The sequence below is a fragment of the Leucobacter faecis genome, assembly GCF_054456635.2.
On the sequence record NZ_JBTJEP020000032.1, the window covers coordinates 1 to 18,873 of the forward strand.

Sequence of the window (18,873 nt, forward strand, 5' to 3'; positions counted from 1 at the left end):
CCCTGACAGGCGAGGTTGCGGGGATGTTAAGCGATCTTGGTGAGTTAAGTGGTGGTCACTAATTCGGTCAACTCAGGTGTTGCGTCCGGACCTTATGCGCCCTTCCGGTCGTCCTGCGCGACGTAGGAGTCGCAGGACCCAGGGGTTTGTGGATTCTGCGAGTCGCTTCGCTCCCGCAGAATGACGGCTTGTGGTCGTTCCCGCAGAATGACGGGTGTCGTGGCCGCGTGCGGCTAGGGAATCTGCTCTGAGGCCTGTGCCACGAGTGGCAAGATGCGGTTTCTGAAGTGGCTCGCCAGTGTGAGCCTCGTCGACACCCGCAAAATGCCGTCGGTGTTTGAGATCAGATCGAGCACGCGCTGCAGGTCAACGGTCGACCTCGACACGACGGTGGCCATCATGTCGAAGTCGCCCGTGATCGTGTCGAGCTCGAGCATTTCGGGAATGTGCGACAGACGCTCGGCGATCACATCGTGGTTGACAGTCTGCCGTACCTGAATGATGCAGTAGGTGCGCAGCGGGTAGCCGAGCGCCGCCGGATCAATCGTTGGCGCTTCAGACGTGATGACGCCGCGACTACGCAACTTGTCGAGCCTGCTTTGTGCGGTCGCGCGGGCGACGCCTAAGCGCCTGGCACACTCCACAATCGAGATCCCGGCCTCGGCGCTCAGAAGCTGAATCAGCCGAGCGTCCAATGAATCGATCTGCAATTCCACCTCGTTGTTTGCCACAGCCGTCCTCGTATGCAACCTCAATAGTATTCAGTCCGGTCGGGTTGTGCGAGGCTACGCGAGCAGCGCCCGGTCGTCGAGCTGGGCTCCCTTGATCTTGGCGAACTCCTCGAGCAGCAGCGGCACGGTGAGTTCCCGCTTCTCGGCAGCGTTCGCCTGAAACACGATGCGCCCCTCGTGCATCATGATGAGGCGATTGCCGAGCCTGAGCGCTTGCTCCATGTTGTGGGTCACCATGAGCGTGGTGAGCCCGCCCTGGGAAACGATGCGCTCGGTGAGGTCGGTGACGAGCGCGGCGCGTTGCGGGTCGAGCGCGGCGGTGTGCTCGTCGAGCAGCAGAATGCGCGGCTGTGTGAACCCCGACATGAGCAGCGACAGCGCTTGGCGCTGGCCGCCCGAGAGCAGCCCCACCTTTGCGGTGAGGCGGTTCTCGAGACCCAACTCGAGCGATTTCAGCTCTTCGATGAAGCGTTCGCGCCTCGAGCGGGTCGTGCCACGGTTCAGCCCGCGGTTCTTACCGCGCAGCAGCGCGAGCGACAGGTTCTTCTCGATCGTCAGGTCGGGTGCTGTGCCCGCCATTGGGTCCTGAAAGACGCGCCCCACATACTTGGCGCGCTGGTACTCCTGCAGTTTGGTGACAGGCTTATTGTCGATCGAGATGCTGCCCGTGTCGACAATGTAGCGGCCCGCGACCGCGTTGAGCAGCGTCGACTTGCCCGCGCCGTTTGAACCAATGACGGTGACGAAGTCACCCTCTGCGAGCTCGAGATTTACGTCGACGAGCGCACGCCGCTCGTTGATGGTGCCTGCAAAGAAGGTCTTCGAAATGTGGTCAATATTGAGCATGAGTGCCTCCTTAGGTCTACTTCGCTGAGACGGGAATCTTGACGCCGGTGGTGGCCGAGACGTCTGGCTCGGGCGGTGGATCCTGGGGTGAAGGCCTGCGATTGCCGCGACCCGCAAGTGATGGGATCTTCTTCAAGAACCCCCAGCGCGGCAACAGCAGCGCGGCAACGACGAGCAGCGCGGTGACCGCGCGCATATCGTTGGGATTGAGGCCTGCGATGAGCGCGAAGAAGATGATGAGTCGGTAGAGCACCGAGCCCACGAGCACGGCGAGGCTGGCCATGAAAATGTTGCGCTGACCGAACACGGCCTGGCCAAGGATCACCGATGCGAGGCCCACCAGAATCAGGCCGACACCCATACTGATATCGGCGAAGCCCTGGTACTGCGCGACCAGCGCACCGGCGAGCGCGACGAGCCCGTTCGAGAGCGCCAGCGTGAGAATCTTCATGCCGTCGGTGTTCACACCGAAGCTACGAATCATCTGTTCGTTGTTGCCCGTCGCCTGGATCGCGAGTCCCAGGTCGGTCGACAAGAACCAGTCGACAATGAGTTTCAGCGCAAACAGTAGTGCCGTGATGACGAGCACCGCGAACCACGTCTTGCCGATCCAGCCGGCCTCGCGCAGCGGGGTGAAGAGTGTGTCTTCACGTAAGAGCGGCACGTTTGCCATCCCCATGATGCGCAGGTTCACGGACCACAGCGCGATCATCGTGAGAATCCCGGCGAGCAACCCGTCGATCCGGCCCTTGGTGTGCAGCACGCCGGTGATGGCGCCCGCGACGAGGCCAGCGGCCGCGCCAGCGAGGGTGGCGAGAAGCGGGTTCTGGCCGTTCACGATCATCGCGGCCGAGACCGCGGCGCCCGTAGTGAAACTGCCATCGACGGTGAGGTCTGGGAAGTTGAGAATGCGAAACGTCAGGTAGACGCCCAGGGCCATCACGCCATAGATGAGGCCGAGTTCGAGAGCTCCGATCATGGCGCTTACTCGACCGTGCTGTCGGCGCGGTCGACGACCGAGGCGGGCAGCTCAATGCCCACGCGCTTCGCCGACTCGGGGTTGATCACGAGCTGTAGGCTGTTCGAGGTTTCGACGGCCATCGTGGCCGGGTCTGCGCCGTCCTTCAGAATGCGCACAGCCATCTCGCCGGTCTGGTAGCCGAGCTTCTCGTAGTCGATGCCAATCGTGGCGACCGCGCCGCCCTCGACGTGAGCCGCGTCGGCGCCCACTACGAGAATGCCGCGCTCCTCGGCCACGCCCACGACCGCGCCGATGCCCGAGATCACGAGGTTGTCGCTGGGGGTGTAGATCGCGTCGACGTCGCCGAGCGACTCGGTCGCCTGCTTCAGCTCGCCCGCGTTGGTGACGGTTGCTTCGACGATCTCGATGCCGTGTGATTTCGCGGCCTCGCGCGCCAGCTCAACGAGCACCTGCGAGTTCACTTCGCCCGACGAGTAGACGACGCCGATCTTCTTCGTCTCGGGCTTGATCTCGGTGATGAGATCGATCTGATCGGCGACCGGGGTGAGGTCACTCGTGCCGGTGACGTTTGAACCGGGCGCATCGTTCGACTCGACGAGGTCGGCGGCGACCGGGTCGGTGACGGCCGTGAACAGCACGGGAATGTCGGTAATGTTCTGCATCGCCGCCTGCGCGACCGGGGTGGCGACGCCCAGCACCAGGTCGACGCCCTGAGTTGCGAAGGTCTGTGCGATCGTGGTGCTGGTGGCGACCTCGGCGTTCGCGTTTTTCACGTCGAACTTGACGGTCTCACCCTCGACGTAGCCCGCGTCGATGAACGCCTGCTTGAAGCCATTGGTGGCAGCGTCGAGCGGTGGTGCCTGCACGAACTGGCCGATACCGACGGTGATCATCTTCGAGTCGCCGGCGGCGGCATCGCCCGCGCCCGACGAGCAAGCGCTCAGACCGAGGGCGGCGGTCGCGGCGATGGCCGCGAGCGTGAGAAATTTACGGGGAAGGCGGGTGACGGTCATTGTCATGTCCTCATTCAAATAATGCGTGCGGTCTGCGAGCCAGAATTGGCCGGGGATGCGAGAGCACTGTGGGCGAACAGCTCTGTTCGGCCCCGATCGTACTCAGAGAATCGCGCCGCCCGCCACATCTCGCGAGCGGTGTAGACAGATGGTGCAGTTGGGCAAGTGGAACGCGTAGTCAGCTAGACAAGCTGTATAGCTCAGCGGGCAAGTGCGGGTGTGACTGTCTCGAGCGCGCGCACCACGCGTTCGATGTCTGACGCACCGCCGCTTGAGATTCTGACGCCCTCGCCCGCAAACACGCGCGCCACGGCGCCATGCGTTTCAAACAGCGCCCCGAGCGTCACCGCGCTCACGCCCGCCGCGTTATGATCGGGCACCCACACAAAATTTGCCTGCGAAGGCACCGGATCAAGCCGCGCCGCCTGCAGCGCATCGAACATGCGACCGCGCTGCGCGACCACCTCGTCGATGCGTGCCGCGAGCTCGGTTTCGGCCTCGAGCGAGGCGATAGCCGCAGCCTGTGCGAGGCTCGTCACCCCAAACGGGACAGCCACCTTGCGCAGCGCCTCAGCAACGTGCGGCGGTGAGACGGCGTACCCAATGCGCAGCCCAGCAAGGCCGTAGGCCTTCGAGAAGGTGTGCAGCACCGCGACGTGAGGGTGACGCATAAACAGGTCGATGCCGTCTGCGCGATCCGGCGTGCGATCAAAATGCACGTACGCTTCATCGATAACGACGAGCACGTCGTGCGGCACCGCCGCGACGAACGCCTCGAGCTCGGCAGCGCCCACCACTGTGCCCGTCGGGTTATTGGGGTTACAGATAAAGATGAGGCGGGTGCGCGGGGTGATCGCTGCGAGCATCGCGTCAAGGTTGTGCGTCGCTTGCTCGTCGAGCGGCACCTCTACGGGTATGGCGCCCGCGATGCGCACGAGTGACGGGTACGCCTCGAACGAGCGCCACGCAAACATCACCTCGTCGCCGGGGTCGGTGACAGCGTGAATCAGTTGCGCGGCGACCTCCACCGAACCCGCCCCGAGCGTGACGCGCTCGACATCTACCCCGAGACGGTCGGCCAGCAGCGTGCGCACGGGCAGCGCCGCGATGTCGGGGTAGCGGTGAAACCCGTCGAGCTGAGCGGCCACCGCCTGCACCACGGCGGGGAGCGGCGGGTGCGGGGACTCGTTTGACGAAAGCTTACTGGCGCCGGGGAGGGGCTGCTTACCCTGACGATAGGGCGGAACGTGCGTGAGGCTCTGGCGAAGGTGTACCTGCATGATTCTCCAATGAATGTGCGCATGACGCGCGAGATGCGCGATGTGCAGCACTGTATGAAGAACGGGCGAGACGGTGCAATCGGTGACGAGATCAACTAGCAGCGTGTACGGTCCGCACCGTCAAATCGCAAACGCCCTATACAGCTTGTTCAGTCCGTGCGGGCGATGCGAGAGCGTCGGGCCACAGGCCACCCCGGCACCCAACACCGCACCGCCGACCGGTACGCGCGATACTCATCACCAAACCGCGCCTCGAGGTCGGCCTCCTCGTGCGGGCGCACCCCCCAATTCCATACGAGCGAGCCGGCGAGCGCATACACGACGACCAGCCACGACCCCAGCAGCAGCCCCACCGCGACGCCCTGCGTGATCCCAGCAACCGCCATCGGATTGCGCACCAATAGGTACGGGCCCGCCACCACGAGCTTGCGCGCGGTCGCTGAGGGGAGCGGCGTACCCGCGCCACGCGTCGACATCGCCGCCGCTGCCCACAAGCCCAGCGCGCTCGCCGCCGCGAGCAGCGATACACCCGCGATCCGGAGCCCCAGAGGCATCGTGAGCTGCAGCCCCACGCGCGTCTCGAGCGCGGTGATGGCGAGGGGAATGACCGCGAGAAACAAGCCCCAGAACACGACGATTTGTGCGCCGGTCGCGAGGCTGTGCCGGGCCGCGCTCGCCTCGCTAGCCACGCGAATGCGCAGCGGCCCGGTCAGCAGCAGCTCGGTCGGCACGCGCCCCCACAGCAGCAGCATTGCCGCGACCGTCGTGCCACAAGAAGCCGCGAGCATCGCGAGCACGCCCCAGCCTGCAGACCCGGTGGTCGCAGCGTAGGCGGTGAGCGCCACGGTCACGAACAGGGTCCAGGGCCACGCGACCCAGGTCGCCCAGCGCGCCCCGCACGCAGCGAGCAGCGACGCGACCGCAAAAAGGGGCACGTCGAAAGCCCCCACGAGCGCCGGATCCAGCCTGCCCAGTGTCGCCTCGCGCACCGTGGGCAGCGTGAACACGAGCGCCCACCAGAGGGCCGCGCTCGCGGCTTGAACGGCGAAATAACTGCGGGCAAGCAGCTGCGGGCAACGTGACACCACGCCAGTTTATGGGCCGTCACCATAACGTTATGCAGCAAGGGTGGGCGGTGGGGCAGCGCCACACCGTGAGAATCCGCGTGATTCCGCCAGAAACGTCTCGCGCTACAGTCACCGTATTGAGCGGGGTAGATACTCTATAAGCGGGTGACATGCGCAGAGCAGTACACTCAAAAACGACACCAACACCAGGGCCACCTGGTCTTCCCATCTGGAGGGATCAATGAAGATTCGCTACGCACTGCCGGCGTTCGCCGCCGCCGCACTGCTCGCCCTGACCGGCTGCACCAACACCGAGGGTGCCACCGACACTGAGAAGCCCGCCGAGGGCGGCAGCACGTCGACCGTCGCGGTCGATGAGGCTGCGGTGGCGTTGCTGCCCGAGGCCGTGAAGAAGTCGGGTGAGCTGCGCGTGGGCACCGACGCCGAGTACCCGCCCAACGAGTACAAGGACAGCAACGGTAACCCCGTGGGCTGGGGCGTCGACCTTGCTACGGCGGTCTCAGAGAAGCTGGGGCTCAAGCCCAAGTGGGAGATTCTGGGCTTCGACAGCATTATTCCCCGCATCCAAGAGGACGGCCTCGACATGGGCTCGTCGTCGTTCACCGACACGAAGGAGCGGCAGAAGTCGGTCGACTTCGTCAACTTCTTGAACGCCGGTAGCCAGTGGGCTGCGCCCGTCGGCTCAGACGTGAACCCCGATGACGCGTGCGGTCTCACGGTCGCGGTGCAGACGGGTACCGTGCAAGACACCGACGAGATGCCGGCGCGCTCGAAGAAGTGCACCGACGAAGGCAAGAAGGCTATCGAGGTGCTGCGCTTTGACGGCCAGCCCGAGGTCACCCAGTCAGTCGTTCAGGGTCGCGCCGACGCATTCTCGGCAGACTCGCCCGTGACGGGCGACGCGGTCGCGAAGCTCGGCGACAAGCTCGAGCTCGTGGGCGACCTGTTCGACGCGGCACCCTATGGCTTCGCGACCCAGAAGGACAGCGAAATGACGAAGGCTGTGCAGGCCGCACTGCAGTCGCTCATGGATGACGGAACCTACCTTGAGATCCTCACCAAGGCAGGCATCGAGTCGGGTGCGCTGAAGGAAGCAACCATCAACGCGGCTGAGAACTAAGCAGCAGGCATAGTGTCTGAGACTCGTTCTACGGGGGCGGGGCCTGCCGCCTCGCCCCCCACCGCCCAGGTGGTGCCCGAAGCGATTCAAGCGATTAAGCTTCGGCACCCGTGGCGAAACACGTTCGCCGTGGTGCTCGTGCTGATCGCTGCGCTCTTCATCTACGACGCCGCGTTCAACAGGCCCGTCTTTAACTGGCCCGAGGCCGGCAAGTATCTCTTTGACACCCGCATTTTGACGGGTGCCTGGTACACGCTGCAGCTCACCGTCTACTCCATGATCATTGCGATCGTGCTGGGCATAACGGTGGCCGTGATGCGACTGTCGCCCAACCCCGTCGTGAAGTCGGTGGCGTGGGCGTACCTGTGGCTGTTTCGTGGCACCCCGGTGTACGTGCAGCTCGTGTTCTGGGGCCTCGTGCCCACGATCTACAAGACCATCGACCTGGGTATTCCGTTTACTGACGCGCTCGTGTCGATCGACATGAAAGACCTGCTGTCGTACTTCACGCTCGCCGTGATCGGTCTCGCCCTTAACGAGGCCGCCTACATGGCCGAGATCGTGCGAGCAGGCCTCTTGGCCGTCGATAAGGGACAAGACGAGGCCGCGATCGCGCTCGGGCTGGGTTGGTGGCACACCATGACCCGTGTTGTGCTGCCGCAGGCGATGCGCGTGATTATTCCGCCCACGGGCAACGAGGTCATCTCGATGCTCAAGACGACGTCGCTGGTAGCAGCAGTGCCGTTTACGCTCGACCTCTACGGCCGCCAGCGCGACATTGCGGCGGTTACCTACGAGCCGGTGCCCATGCTCATTGTGGCGTCGGTCTGGTACCTGCTGGTCACTTCGATTCTGATGGTCGGCCAGTTCTACCTCGAGCGGCACTTCGCGAAGGGTGTGTTGCAGCGCCCTGACGTGATGAAGCCGACCGTAGAGACGTCATCGATCTCAGTGATGGGTGAGGACGCTGGCACGTATCCGACGTATCGAGACAAAAACGGGGGCCGTCACATCGTGCCGCCGCACGGCGCCCCCGGAGGAGGTGGAGCCAGACCATGAGTGAACAGAACAGCAATCGGCCCATGGTGAAGGCCGAGGCGATCTCGAAGGCGTATGGCTCGAACGAGGTACTCAAGTCGATCTCGCTTGAAGTGACGCGCGGCGAGGTGCTGTGCCTGGTGGGCCCGTCGGGCTCGGGCAAGAGCACATTTTTGCGCTGCATCAATCACCTCGAGACGATCAACGCGGGCAGGTTGTGGGTCGACGGCGAGCTGGTGGGGTACCGCCAGCACGGTGAGAAGATCTACGAGATGCATCCCAAAGAGGCAGCCAAGCAGCGCCGCGACATCGGCATGGTATTTCAGCGCTTCAATCTGTTTCCGCACAAAACCGCGCTCGAGAACGTGATGCTCGCGCCATCGCTGCTGAAGAAGGGGTCGAAGGCTGCGCTGCAGACGCGCGCGTTGGAGCTGCTCGCGCGCGTGGGGCTCGCCGACCGGCACGACTACTACCCGGCGCACCTGTCGGGTGGGCAACAGCAGCGCGTCGCGATCGCGCGCGCGCTCGCGATGGACCCGAAGCTCATGCTGTTTGACGAGCCCACTAGCGCGCTCGATCCCGAGCTTGTGGGCGAGGTGCTCGACGTCATGAAGGGTCTCGCTGAGAGTGGCATGACGATGATCGTCGTGACGCACGAGATGGGCTTCGCTCGCGAGGTCGCCGACAAACTCGTCTTCATGGACGGCGGCGTCGTCGTCGAAGAGGGCGACCCCAACGAGGTGCTCACGAACCCACAGCGGGAGCGCACCAAGGCCTTCCTCTCGAAGGTGCTGTAGCCCCGCCCGGTGCCTTTTGATCCGGATCAGTGCCGCCCGCAGATTCTCTGCGGGCGGCACTTTTGCAGACGCGAGCTACGCCGCGAACGGGTCGACGGCCCGCCAGGCCCAGCCGAGTCCAGCGGCCCGTGCGGCCTCGACAACAGATTGGGAGGGGCCGTAACGACGACCCCGCTTGTCGCCGTGTGGCACGAGCAAGTGCGCTCGAACCAGGGCGAGTAGGTCGCGTGACGCAGTTTGTTCTGACACGGGGTCGCCCGACTCTTCAAGCGCTGAAATGTATCGTGCGCGAGTGATGGTGCCGCCAAACATTAGGCTGTAGAGCGCTTCGGTTGTGCGAGATGGCAGGCCTACTGAGCTCACCATCTCGTCCATCGCAGCGGCTGCTTCTCCAGCCGCTGCGATGCGTTGCTTGCGCTCTAACGCTTGGTTGAAATGGGCGGTAAGCATAAATCGGATCCACGGTTTAACGAGCTCTGCGCTGTGGTCTGCTGTTGTCCAAGATCCCTGGCCCACCTGGGCGAGCACGTCGTAGTACCCCTGTGTGTGTCGACCCAAGTATTCTTCGATTGTCATGAAGACGGGGGAGTAGTCACTATCTTTTGCAAGCACAAGGCTCTGAAGCACCCGAGCCATGCGGCCATTGCCGTCTTTGAACGGGTGAATAAGCACAAAGTTGAGATGAGCCATGGCGGCAGCGATGAGTGGGTCGCTCTCGCTTGATGCGCTTGCGGCGAACTCGGCGATAAGCCGCGTGAGTTCATTGGCTGGTGCGCCCTCGTGCACTATGTCACCTGACGCTTCCTGTAAGACGTACACGGGCCCCTCGCGAAACCGACCCGGCCACTTGGTGAGCTCGTGAGAAGTGACCATGAAGTGCAGGCTACGTATGAGCGAAGCATCAATCTCGAAATCACCCTTTGCGAGCTGCAGCACATATGTCATTGCGAGCTGGTAGCCAGCAAGGGCCCGTTCGGTAGGTTCGTCGACGGCAGACGCATGCTCGCCCGCAGCAATTGCGCCCACGTCATCGACGCTGGCATGTATTCCTTCGATGCTGTTGGAACCTTGCACGTTGCGCGCGAGGGTCGTGCGACGCAGGGCACCGGTCCAGCGGTTTGCTTGTCGAACGTGCAGGCGTAGCTCGTTGTTCAGTTCTTCGATTGATGCGCGAACGGCGCGTTCATCGGGGTCTAACTCTGGTGCGCTGAACATGGGGATCCCTCTCCGTGGGGCTGTCTCTTTCTACTTTACACACGCAATGATGTTTATTAAACATCATTGGCTCTTCTGCGTGAGCTTGTTCCTGTGGTCATCCTGCGTGAGCTTGTTCCTGTGGTCATCCTGCGTGAGCTTGTTCCTGTGGTCATCCTGAGCTTGTTCCTGTGGTCATCCTGCGTGAGCTTGCGAATCGCAGGATCCAATCACGCCCCACCTGCGCTGCGTTCCTCGATAGGGTCGTAGCAGCGGCAACGTAGCCGAGTCAGAGGGGGAAACAGTTGTGACTGTGGTTGACATTGCGGTGTACCGTGACGGGGCGCGGCTCACGGACGCCGGCTCCATGCGCGAGGCGGCCCTACAAGCTGAGCGCGAGGGCGGTTTCGTGTGGGTGCGCCTCGATCAACCGAGCGCCACCGAAGTGACAGAGCTCGCTGAAGTGTTTCAATTACACCCGCTCGCGGTGGAAGACGTGACCGAGGGCAACCAGCGGCCCAAGATTGAACGCTACGACGACGTTTCGTTCGTGGTGATGCGCCCGGCGCGCTATGACCACGACACCGATGTCGTGGAATTTGGAGAGCTCCACGCACTGGTCGGCCCGAGCTTTATTATTTCGGTGCAGTTCGCCGACAAACTTTTCATGCCCGAGGTGCACGCAGCACTTGAGGCGAGCCCCGAGCGGCTTGCGCGCGGCCCAATGGCCGTGCTGCACGCGATCGTCGACCGAGTGGTCGACGACTATGCCCCGGTTGCCTCGAGCATCGAGAAAGTCATCGCCTCGATCGAGGACGACCTGTTTAACGGCGAAGGCAGCGACGGTGAGGTGGCTCGCCGCATCTACATGTTGTCGCGCGAAGTAATCGGGTTTCAACGCGCGACCGGGCCGCTGCGTGAGGTGCTCCACGACGAGCAGCATTTTGCTGAGGCCAACAACCTCGACATTGAGGTGCAGCGCGCGATCCGCGACGTCGCCGATCACCTGATCCCGATCTGCGACCGTGCCGACAATTACCGTCAGCTGCTGCAGAGCGCGCTCAGCGTGCACCTGAGCCTCGCCGCGCAGGCGCGCGAAGAGCAGATGGAGCGCATGACCGAGACGAGCATCGTGCAGTCTGACCAGATGAAAAAGATTTCGAGCTGGGCTGCGATCATCTTCGCGCCGACGCTCATCAGCGGCATCTATGGAATGAACTTTCAGCATATGTCAGAGCTCGACTGGAAGGGCGGCTACCCGCTCTCTATCGCCGCGATGCTGCTGTTTGCGGGCGGGCTCTATGTGATCTTCAAGCGCAAGGACTGGCTGTGACACGCAGGCGGGCGGTATCTCAGCTTGAGATACCGCCCGCCTGCGGTGTCGCCGTCTGAGACGAAGGTCTACGCGTTGACGCCCAGATCCTTTTTGATCTTGCTGGTTGAGACGCCCTCGGTGCGGTCGAGGTAGATAACCTCGCAGTAGTCGCGCAGCACCTCAAAACGCGGGTCGCCCTCCCAGTCACCGCCCATCACGACGGCGTCGATCTCGTACTTCTGCACGTCTCGAATCTTCTGGTCCCACTCTTGTTCGGGGATCACGAGGTCGACGTAGCGTACGGCTTCGAGCATGTTCTTGCGGGTTTCGAAGTCGTGGTAAGTCTTCTTACCCTTACCCGCATTGAACTCTTCGGTCGAAGCCGCCACGACGAGATAGTCGCCCAGATCGCGGGCTCGCTTGAGCAGCCGAATGTGCCCCCAGTGCAAGAGGTCGAAGGTGCCGTAGGTCAAGATACGCTTCATCCCTCCATAGTAGAGTCCACCCGCCAAAGACGCAGTGCACTTGCTGTGAAGCGGGCCACCGCCGCCCCCTTTCGGGTTTACATTCGCGGGCGTAGGCTGAAGTTGCGGGTCAGCGACGACGCGACCCTACGGTAATTAGGGAGGCAACCATGCAATTCACCGACGAACCTCGCACTCATGATCACACCTCTGACCCGGCGCACACCCCCGGTGACGGTTGGGTTGACGAGGGCGGCGCCTCGCACCTCGGCCCGGCTACGCATTTTTACACCCTCAGCGAAGAGTCCGTTGAAGAGGTCGCCGAGAAAGTGGCCGAAAAGGTTGCCGAGCGCATGGCTGATGACGACGATGGCAAAGACATCGATGACCCAGAACGCGATCTGGGGCGCAGCTAAATCAGTGGGCCGCGGGCAGATCTAGATCAATGCCCGCGGGCCGACGCGCGTGATGCACGTGAAGCACGTGAAGCCGCGACCCCAAACACGAGCTTGCCCAGCGACGCTGCGGTGAGCATCAGCAAAATCGTCTCCCAGCTCCACCCGAGCTGGGAGAGGAGGCCCAACAGCAGTGGGCCGGCCGCTGCCACGAGGTAACCCGCGCCCTGACTGATCGCAGAGAACGCTGCGGTCTGCGCGGCGCTCGGCGCCGTGAAGACGATCAGCGCGATACTCAGGCCAAACGCGGCGCTCTGCGCGACACCCAACACGGCGACCATGACGGGGGCGAGCGCGATGGGCCCGACAGCAAGCCCGGTGAGACCCGTCGCCGAGAGCAACGCGACCGTGACAATGAGCGCCGTGCGCAGGTTAGCCCGACCCGCGAGGGTGGGCGCGAGTAGCGATGCGGGTAGCCCTGCGACGCTCATCCACGCGAGCAGCAGGCCAGCCTGCACCGGATCCATGCCGCGATCGGCCGCGATCGTGGGCAGCCATGCGGTGAGCGAGAAATAGATGAGGGCCTGGCAGGCGAAGAACCCGGTGACCGGCCACAGCCCTGGCGCTTTGAACACAGACGGTGCCCCGGTGGGGGCTGAGTCGGGGCGTTCGGGCCCTCCGCCCTTGAGCGTCGGCGCAAACCCTAGAACCACGCCGAGCGCGATGAGGAGAGGCACGGCCCAGCTCGCGAGTGCGACCGCGGTGTGCTCTCCCACCAGCGCAAACACGGGCACGGCAAACGCGGCCCCCGCGGCCGCGCTCGCACCAAACGCGGTCGTATAAACGCCCGTCCAAAACCCGCCGCGCCTAGGCAGGGAACGGCGAATCACCTGCGGCGCGAGAATGCCGATCAATGCGATCGCGGCACCAACGACGACGGTGCCACCAAACAGCAGCGGGGCGTTTATCGGGCGCACCGCCGTCGCAACCGTGAGCGCCGCCAGCAAGACCGTGAGCGCGCGCTCGAGCCCGAGGCGAGCAACGAGCCACGGCGCTAGGGGCGACGCGAGACCAAACAGCAAGACCGGAATCGCGCTGAGCGCCGCGAGCCCCGACTGGGTGAGCCCGTAGTGCGAGCCGATGTCTTGTAGAAGCGGCGACACTGACGTGATGGGAAAGCGCACGCTCAGCCCGAGCGCGAGAATGAGCGCCCCCGCGGCGACGCCCTGGCGGCGGCTAGTACTGCGGCCCGCGAGACGGTCTGCGTCGCGGCGGTCGGGTGAAGGGGCTGAGTCAGATGCGAGTGGGTTTGCCATTGCCTCTATCGTCTCACCCGCGGGCGTAGGCTGGCAGCATGAGTGAATACCGCCAGATCGTGCGCAAGTGGGTTAAGCCCGAAGACCTCAATCAGCACGGGGCACTGTTTGGCGGCCGGCTGCTGCAGTGGGTCGACGAAGAGGCCGCGATTCTCGCCGTCGCCCAGCTCGGCCGCATCGACGTGGTGACCCGGCACATGTCGGCCATCGACTTTGTTTCGCGCGCCGACCGCGGTGACCTGCTTGAACTGACCTACCGCGTTGTGAAGTTTGGGCGCACGTCGATCACGTTGTCATGCCGCGTGGACAACGCCGTGACGGGCGCCGAGGTACTCACGCTCGAAGAGATCGTGTTCGTCGCGGTCGACGACGAGGGTAACCCGATGGCGCACGGATTCACCGCGGCTACCCCCGGCACCGAGCGGCTGCGCGGGCGCTAGCCCGCGCAACCAGCCACTCGCAATCTACGTCGCGGGCGCGAGGTCGTACGTCACCCACGGCGTCTGCCGGGCGACGCGGTCGTACAGTCTGCGGGCGGTCGCGTTGTCTTCGGCCGTGATCCAGCGCACGAGGCTCGCGCCCTCATCGCGTGCAATCTCGGCGAGGCGCTCAAGAATCGCGCCCGCTGCGCCGGATCCGCGTGCCCCGGGCGCAGTAAACAGGTCGTCGAGGTAGAGGCCGCGCCCGCCATCGATGGGCCGAGCAAAACTGCGAAAGTGGCCGAGTCCCACGGGTTTGCCCCCCACCAACGCGATGAGGCACCGGGTCTCGTGATCCGGGGCCATGAGCCAGCCCCACACGGTCTCAAACACCGCTGCATCGTGGGGCTTGTTGTAGAAGTCGCGGTAGCCGCGGTAGAGCTCAGCCCATGCGGCCCGGTCGCTCGCTGCGACCGGGCGCACGGCAACATCGGGCTCGCTCATGCGAGCCGTTCGATCTCGACGAACACGATGGGGGAGCCCGAGGTGCGGTTCTCGACCTGATGTTCGGAGCCCGCCGGGCGGGTGTAGCTCTGACCCGCGACGAGCTCAGCGACGATCTCGCCGCCATCGGCCTGCACGACGTGCATCTTGTCGCTCACCATGGGCACTACGACATAGTCGTAGTCGTGGCGGTGCATGGGAATCACGCCGCCGGGCTGAATCGTCCACTCGGTGACGCGAAAGAGTTCGTTCTCAAGCTGTACTACGCCGTTGGCTCCGGTGCTCATGATCCTCCTTGATCGGCTGCGCGATCTTGCGCAGCACAAGATATAGCAACATTCTAGGGCTCAGGGGGTGGCCCCGGCTCTCGCACAATTGGGGATAGTGCACGACGCCTCGCATACGCCATCATGGGAACTAGAGCGAACGCCTCAAAGCGCAAGCACAGAACCTATATAAGGGAGTCAACGATGTCTACACCCGAAGCCAAAATGCTGGGCCGCGTGAGCGACGGGGTGCGCACAGCGCTCGGAATCGGCGGTCTCATCGCCATCGTGCTGGGCCTGCTGATCCTATTCTTCCCGGTGAAGTCTGGGGAGGTCGCGATGCAGATCGTCGCCGCGATCATGGCGGCCTACGCGCTCGTGGCGGGAGTCGTTTACATCGGCACGTCGCTGTTTAGCAAGAGCCTCGGTGGCTGGGCCCGCACAGGGCACATTCTGCTCGGCCTGCTCTACATCGCAGGCGGCGTGATCATGATGACGAACCTCGGCGCGACGGCCGCGGTGCTCGCGGTGTTCCTATCGGTGACGATCGGCGTGCTGTGGATCCTCGAGGGCATCATGTCGTTCACGCTCGTGAAGGGCAGTGACAGTAAGAGCTGGACCATCATTTACGGCGCGATTAGCGTGATCGCTGGTCTCGTGCTCGTGCTGTCGCCACTCATGGGAGCGGTGACGCTCTGGCTGCTGCTGGGCATCTCGATGGTGGTGATGGGCCTCGTGCAGGTGGTGCGGGTGTTTCAGCTCGGCCGCAAATAGCCGCCCTACTTCATCGCCTCGAGCGACTCGGCGGTGATCGGCTCCTCGCCAACCGCGAGCGTGATGAACTTGCGCAGCAGCACGAGCGAAGCTGCCCCCTTATTGAACTCGGCCGCCACAAACCGGTCGGCGCCTATGAGCGCGAGCGCGTCACGCGCCGGCATCACGGCACCGCGCATCAGGTGCCTGCGCTCGGCCGGCACGACACTGCGCAGCTCGTCCATCGACGTGAACAGTGGCAACACCAGCTGCCCCCGCGTCGACCGGATCGTGCGAATGCGCGGGCCCTTTTTGTTCTTCTTCGACGGCTCACCCGTCACGTCAACCACGAGGTACCCCTCGCGCAGCGCGTTCAAAAACTTCGCCAGGTGATCATAATCTGGCGTCGCCTGAAACGCGGCCAGCGCGTCTCGCGCCCCCTCGTTCACATAATCAGCATGAACGTCGTCGGGTACGTTCTCGGCGCTTTCTGAGTCGGTCATGCTTCTAGCCTAGATCGCTTTGTGATCCGGATCATGCTCGAACGCCCCGCGGGCCGCGAGCGCCTCGCCGGTCGCCTGCGCGTGCGCGACAGTGCGCAGCACGAGTGGCACGATGCGCGCTCGCGGGCTGCGCTCGAGTCCGCGAGCGCGTGCCGCTTGCCGCGTCTCGGCCGCGATCGCAAGGATGCTTGGAATCGCGGTAATGGTGAGTGCAAACGCGAGGGCGATGCGATCCGGATCAATGCCCGTGCGGGCGAGCGGCCGCAGTGCCCACGCGACCGTGTCGAGCATGTCATTGGTGGCGGTTGAGGCGGTGACCGCGCTCGCCGCGAGAATCAGTGCGAGCAGGTTGCCGACGACGGTGAAGCCCTGCTGCCAGCCGTGCTGCCAGGCCTGAAACGCGAAAAGCGGTACGCCGATGAGCGCGAAGCCGCGAGCGACTCGCCCAAGGCCCGCGCCGCGCACCCCAGAAGCCGCGGCGAGGGCGAGACCGATGACGATCCAGCTCGCCGTCCACCAGGCGCTCGAGGTGGTCATGACCGCGATTGCTAGCGCGAAGAGGCCGGCGAGCTTTGCGCCCGGTCGTAGCCGGTGTAGCGGACCCCGGCCGGGTATGTACGAGCCGAGCGGCGAGGCGACGCTCACGCGTTCGCTCGATACCAGGCGATGGCCTCGCGTGGGGCGCCGTCGAACGCGACGCGGCCCTGCGCTATGACGAGCGTGCGGTGCGCGCGCGAGGCGAGCTCGAGGTCGTGGGTGACGACGATGGTTTGCTGCGCAATGTTCATGAGCAGGTCGCCGATGAGCCTGGCATTCTTGAGGTCGAGCAGCGTGGTGGGCTCGTCGGCGACGAGGATCACGGGCTCGGTCGCGAGCACCGACGCGATCGCGAGCAGCTGGCGCTGACCGCCCGAGAGGGCGTGCACGCTGCGGTCCTGCAGCGTCTCGAGCCCAAATCGGGCGAGTGCTGCTTGTGCGGCCTGCCTGCGTTCGCCTTTCTTGCGGTGCAGTCTGCGCAGTGACAGCTCAATATCTTCGATCACGGTGGGCATGATCATCTGCGCGGTGGGGTCTGTGAACACGAACCCGACGCTACGGCGCACCGCCGAGCCATTGCGCGCGGTGTTGAGCGAGCTGGGGGGTGTAGCTGCGGTGGTGCTGGTGTTGTTGCTGGCGTTGTTGCTGACTTCTGGTGTGATCGTGACGCTACCCGCTGTGGGGAGCACGAGCCCGTTGAAGAGCCGGGCGAGTGTCGACTTGCCTGAACCGTTGGCGCCGATCACCGAGATCTTGCGCTCTGAAAGCGTGATCGTGGTGGGGTGCAAGATTGCAAGGTCACCGTTGGGCGTGGGCGCCGTCACCGCGGCGTTGTGCAATTCGATCACGCTGAGACAGCCTACTTTGCGGTGTTGTTCTTGCGCTGGCGTCGCGGCAGCAGTGCTGGGAAGGCCCGGTGTACGGCTGTTGCTACGAGGGCCATGAGCAGCGTCTTGATCAGATCGCCGGGCCAGAAGGCGAGGTCGAACACGAACGCCGCCCCAATAGGCATGTCTGCGCGCCAGGCGAGCCCGAGGGGGCCGAGCGTATGAATGAACACGAGATTGGCAGCGAGGCCCGCCGTGAAGATGAGCGGAATGCTTGTCGCGAGCTTTTTACGCGGCAGCCGCTCGACGATAAACCCGGTAAGCCATGCCGCGAACGGAAAGCTGAAGAGGTAGCCCACGGTTGGGCCTGCAAAGGGAGCAAGACCTGCCGCGCCGCCCGAGAACACCGGCAGCCCGATGGCACCCACCGCGAGGTACAGCAGTACCGCGAGAAACCCGCGGTTCGAGCCGAGCACCGCGCCGCACAGCAAGATTGCGAAGGTCTGTAGGGTGATGGCGGCTGGCCCGAGGCTGAAGCCCGGCACCACAGAGCACACGGCGATGAGCGCGGCAAAGGTCGCGACCAGGGCGAGGTCGGTGGCCGTGCTGCGGCGGGTGGTTTGGCTTACTTCGCCGGACGGCGGTGTGTGTGCGGCGGCGGTGCTGCGGGTCATGGGGGTTCCTCTCAACGTGGGTGAACCGCCTCGCGGTCAACCTGAACAGTGTTCTGGAGAACGGTGTTCAGGTTAGCGCTAAGGTTGAGAAATGCGCAACTCTCTCCCCGACGTCGTGGCCGCCGCACTGCGGGTGCTTGAGGCGCAGGGTCTTGAGGGGTGCTCGATGCGGCGCGTGGCGGCGGAGCTCGGGGTTCAGCCAAGCGCGCTCTATCACCATGTGCCAGACAAGCAGACGCTACTCGCACTCATGGCTGACGAGATTGTGGCGGGGGTGAGACTCGGTCTCGGCCTTGGCTTCGGTGCCGCTGATGCCGCCGAGCCTGCAGCGCCCGCATTGCCTCATGCGTCTGTCGCGGCTGAGCAAATATGCGCCGAGATGCGGCGCGCGATGCTCGTCGTGCGTGACGGGGCCGACGTCGTGGCGACGGCTGCGGCCTTTCGGCTGGGTGCATCGCGAGTCGAAGAGGACCTCACGGGCTTGGTGGGCCGTGACGGGGCGCGCACGCTCCTGCTCTACACGTTTGGGCAGGCGCAGGCTACCCAGATGCACCAGTACGCAGCCGAACACGGGGCACTCGTGTCCGACATGCAGGGAGGTTACCTGGGTCTTGGCGGAGCTGGCGATACTGCCGGCGATGCTCGAGAGGATCATGAGGCTTCGTTTGCCCGAGGGCTGGACATTATTCTGGCGGGACTTGCGGCCACCGGGGCCAGCGCTGGCGAAGGGGCGTGACACGCCCGGCGCTGGGGCTCGGGTTGCCCTGCGGGGCGGGACTGCGTAATGTTATCTCTTGTCGCCGCAACGAAG

The 18,873-nt window shown here is 64.2% G+C and carries 23 protein-coding genes; 8 read left to right on the top strand and 15 right to left on the bottom strand.

Annotated elements, in window-relative coordinates; translation table 11 throughout:
- Positions 1–233: 233 nt before the first annotated feature.
- From ACXR2T_RS15495 to ACXR2T_RS15520, 6 genes are all read right to left on the bottom strand, one after another.
- Entirely contained in the window at positions 234–731 is a 498-nt protein-coding gene (locus tag ACXR2T_RS15495) for an Lrp/AsnC family transcriptional regulator (RefSeq protein ID WP_458816945.1), read from the bottom strand.
- 54 nt (positions 732–785) lie between these two features.
- Positions 786–1,577 carry an ABC transporter ATP-binding protein gene (locus tag ACXR2T_RS15500; protein ID WP_458816943.1) on the bottom strand — a complete coding sequence of 264 codons (792 nt, stop codon included), beginning with the start codon at positions 1,575–1,577 and terminating at the stop codon, positions 786–788.
- Positions 1,578–1,593: 16 nt separating this feature from the next.
- Positions 1,594–2,556, bottom strand: a complete 963-nt coding sequence (locus tag ACXR2T_RS15505) for an ABC transporter permease (protein WP_458816941.1) — start codon at positions 2,554–2,556, stop codon at positions 1,594–1,596.
- 5 nt (positions 2,557–2,561) lie between these two features.
- Positions 2,562–3,572, bottom strand: a complete 1,011-nt coding sequence (locus ACXR2T_RS15510; protein ID WP_458816938.1) for an ABC transporter substrate-binding protein — start codon at positions 3,570–3,572, stop codon at positions 2,562–2,564.
- A 200-nt stretch (positions 3,573–3,772) separates the two neighbouring features.
- Positions 3,773–4,852, bottom strand: a complete 1,080-nt coding sequence (hisC, locus tag ACXR2T_RS15515) for a histidinol-phosphate transaminase (RefSeq protein ID WP_458840452.1) — start codon at positions 4,850–4,852, stop codon at positions 3,773–3,775.
- A gap of 149 nt (positions 4,853–5,001) precedes the next feature.
- Positions 5,002–5,937, bottom strand: a complete 936-nt coding sequence (locus tag ACXR2T_RS15520; protein ID WP_458816935.1) for a methyltransferase family protein — start codon at positions 5,935–5,937, stop codon at positions 5,002–5,004.
- 223 nt (positions 5,938–6,160) lie between these two features.
- Here ACXR2T_RS15520 and ACXR2T_RS15525 point away from each other — a divergent pair, with 223 nt between their 5' ends.
- Genes ACXR2T_RS15525 through ACXR2T_RS15535 form a run of 3 tightly spaced genes read left to right on the top strand, consistent with a single transcriptional unit; the run spans position 6,161 to position 8,895 of the window.
- On the top strand, positions 6,161–7,060 hold the full coding sequence (locus ACXR2T_RS15525; RefSeq protein ID WP_458840451.1) for an ABC transporter substrate-binding protein: 900 nt from the start codon (positions 6,161–6,163) through the stop codon (positions 7,058–7,060).
- 12 nt (positions 7,061–7,072) lie between these two features.
- Positions 7,073–8,119, top strand: a complete 1,047-nt coding sequence (locus ACXR2T_RS15530; RefSeq protein ID WP_458816931.1) for an amino acid ABC transporter permease — start codon at positions 7,073–7,075, stop codon at positions 8,117–8,119.
- Positions 8,116–8,895: an amino acid ABC transporter ATP-binding protein gene (locus ACXR2T_RS15535; protein WP_458816929.1), complete on the top strand. Its 780-nt coding sequence runs from the start codon at positions 8,116–8,118 to the stop codon at positions 8,893–8,895. Before ACXR2T_RS15530 ends, ACXR2T_RS15535 begins: the two co-directional genes overlap by 4 nt.
- Before the next feature lie 75 nt (positions 8,896–8,970).
- On the opposite strand, the gene ACXR2T_RS15540 is transcribed toward ACXR2T_RS15535, so the two are convergent.
- Positions 8,971–10,110, bottom strand: a complete 1,140-nt coding sequence (locus ACXR2T_RS15540; protein ID WP_458840450.1) for a Fic family protein — start codon at positions 10,108–10,110, stop codon at positions 8,971–8,973.
- 292 nt (positions 10,111–10,402) lie between these two features.
- Here ACXR2T_RS15540 and ACXR2T_RS15545 point away from each other — a divergent pair, with 292 nt between their 5' ends.
- The gene (locus ACXR2T_RS15545; protein WP_458840448.1) at positions 10,403–11,422 is read left to right on the top strand and encodes a magnesium and cobalt transport protein CorA; all 1,020 of its coding nucleotides are present in this window, start codon (positions 10,403–10,405) and stop codon (positions 11,420–11,422) included.
- Between the two features lie 68 nt (positions 11,423–11,490).
- Here ACXR2T_RS15545 and tagD read toward each other — a convergent pair whose 3' ends face one another.
- The gene (gene tagD, locus ACXR2T_RS15550; protein WP_458816921.1) at positions 11,491–11,889 is read right to left on the bottom strand and encodes a glycerol-3-phosphate cytidylyltransferase; all 399 of its coding nucleotides are present in this window, start codon (positions 11,887–11,889) and stop codon (positions 11,491–11,493) included.
- A gap of 149 nt (positions 11,890–12,038) precedes the next feature.
- On the opposite strand from tagD, the gene ACXR2T_RS15555 reads away from it, so the two are divergent.
- Positions 12,039–12,284: a hypothetical protein gene (locus tag ACXR2T_RS15555; protein ID WP_458816919.1), complete on the top strand. Its 246-nt coding sequence runs from the start codon at positions 12,039–12,041 to the stop codon at positions 12,282–12,284.
- A gap of 26 nt (positions 12,285–12,310) precedes the next feature.
- Here the strand turns inward: ACXR2T_RS15555 and ACXR2T_RS15560 are convergent, their stop codons facing one another.
- Complete coding sequence (locus tag ACXR2T_RS15560) at positions 12,311–13,579, bottom strand: MFS transporter (protein ID WP_458840446.1); 1,269 nt, start codon at positions 13,577–13,579, stop codon at positions 12,311–12,313.
- A gap of 38 nt (positions 13,580–13,617) precedes the next feature.
- Here ACXR2T_RS15560 and ACXR2T_RS15565 point away from each other — a divergent pair, with 38 nt between their 5' ends.
- The gene (locus ACXR2T_RS15565; protein ID WP_458816915.1) at positions 13,618–14,019 is read left to right on the top strand and encodes an acyl-CoA thioesterase; all 402 of its coding nucleotides are present in this window, start codon (positions 13,618–13,620) and stop codon (positions 14,017–14,019) included.
- 24 nt (positions 14,020–14,043) lie between these two features.
- Here ACXR2T_RS15565 and ACXR2T_RS15570 read toward each other — a convergent pair whose 3' ends face one another.
- Both ACXR2T_RS15570 and ACXR2T_RS15575 read right to left on the bottom strand, forming a co-directional pair.
- Positions 14,044–14,502 (bottom strand): GNAT family N-acetyltransferase, encoded by a 459-nt coding sequence (locus ACXR2T_RS15570; protein WP_458840445.1) that lies wholly within the window; start codon positions 14,500–14,502, stop codon positions 14,044–14,046.
- Positions 14,499–14,789 (bottom strand): cupin domain-containing protein, encoded by a 291-nt coding sequence (locus tag ACXR2T_RS15575; RefSeq protein WP_458816913.1) that lies wholly within the window; start codon positions 14,787–14,789, stop codon positions 14,499–14,501. The genes ACXR2T_RS15570 and ACXR2T_RS15575 overlap by 4 nt, the downstream gene beginning before the upstream one ends.
- 183 nt (positions 14,790–14,972) lie before the next feature.
- Between ACXR2T_RS15575 and ACXR2T_RS15580 the strand changes: the two genes are divergently transcribed.
- On the top strand, positions 14,973–15,542 hold the full coding sequence (locus tag ACXR2T_RS15580) for an HdeD family acid-resistance protein (protein ID WP_458816911.1): 570 nt from the start codon (positions 14,973–14,975) through the stop codon (positions 15,540–15,542).
- Positions 15,543–15,547: 5 nt separating this feature from the next.
- Here the strand turns inward: ACXR2T_RS15580 and ACXR2T_RS15585 are convergent, their stop codons facing one another.
- Genes ACXR2T_RS15585 through ACXR2T_RS15600 form a run of 4 tightly spaced genes read right to left on the bottom strand, consistent with a single transcriptional unit; the run spans position 15,548 to position 18,062 of the window.
- Entirely contained in the window at positions 15,548–16,024 is a 477-nt protein-coding gene (locus ACXR2T_RS15585) for an SseB family protein (protein WP_458840444.1), read from the bottom strand.
- Positions 16,025–16,033: 9 nt separating this feature from the next.
- Positions 16,034–16,669, bottom strand: a complete 636-nt coding sequence (locus tag ACXR2T_RS15590; RefSeq protein WP_458840442.1) for an energy-coupling factor transporter transmembrane component T family protein — start codon at positions 16,667–16,669, stop codon at positions 16,034–16,036.
- Entirely contained in the window at positions 16,666–17,409 is a 744-nt protein-coding gene (locus ACXR2T_RS15595; protein ID WP_458840440.1) for an energy-coupling factor ABC transporter ATP-binding protein, read from the bottom strand. Before ACXR2T_RS15595 ends, ACXR2T_RS15590 begins: the two co-directional genes overlap by 4 nt.
- Positions 17,410–17,420: 11 nt before the next feature.
- The gene (locus ACXR2T_RS15600; protein WP_458840438.1) at positions 17,421–18,062 is read right to left on the bottom strand and encodes a biotin transporter BioY; all 642 of its coding nucleotides are present in this window, start codon (positions 18,060–18,062) and stop codon (positions 17,421–17,423) included.
- 91 nt (positions 18,063–18,153) lie between these two features.
- On the opposite strand from ACXR2T_RS15600, the gene ACXR2T_RS15605 reads away from it, so the two are divergent.
- A complete protein-coding gene (locus ACXR2T_RS15605) occupies positions 18,154–18,798 on the top strand; it encodes a TetR/AcrR family transcriptional regulator (protein WP_458840437.1) in 645 nt (214 codons plus the stop codon).
- Positions 18,799–18,873 lie beyond the last annotated feature (75 nt).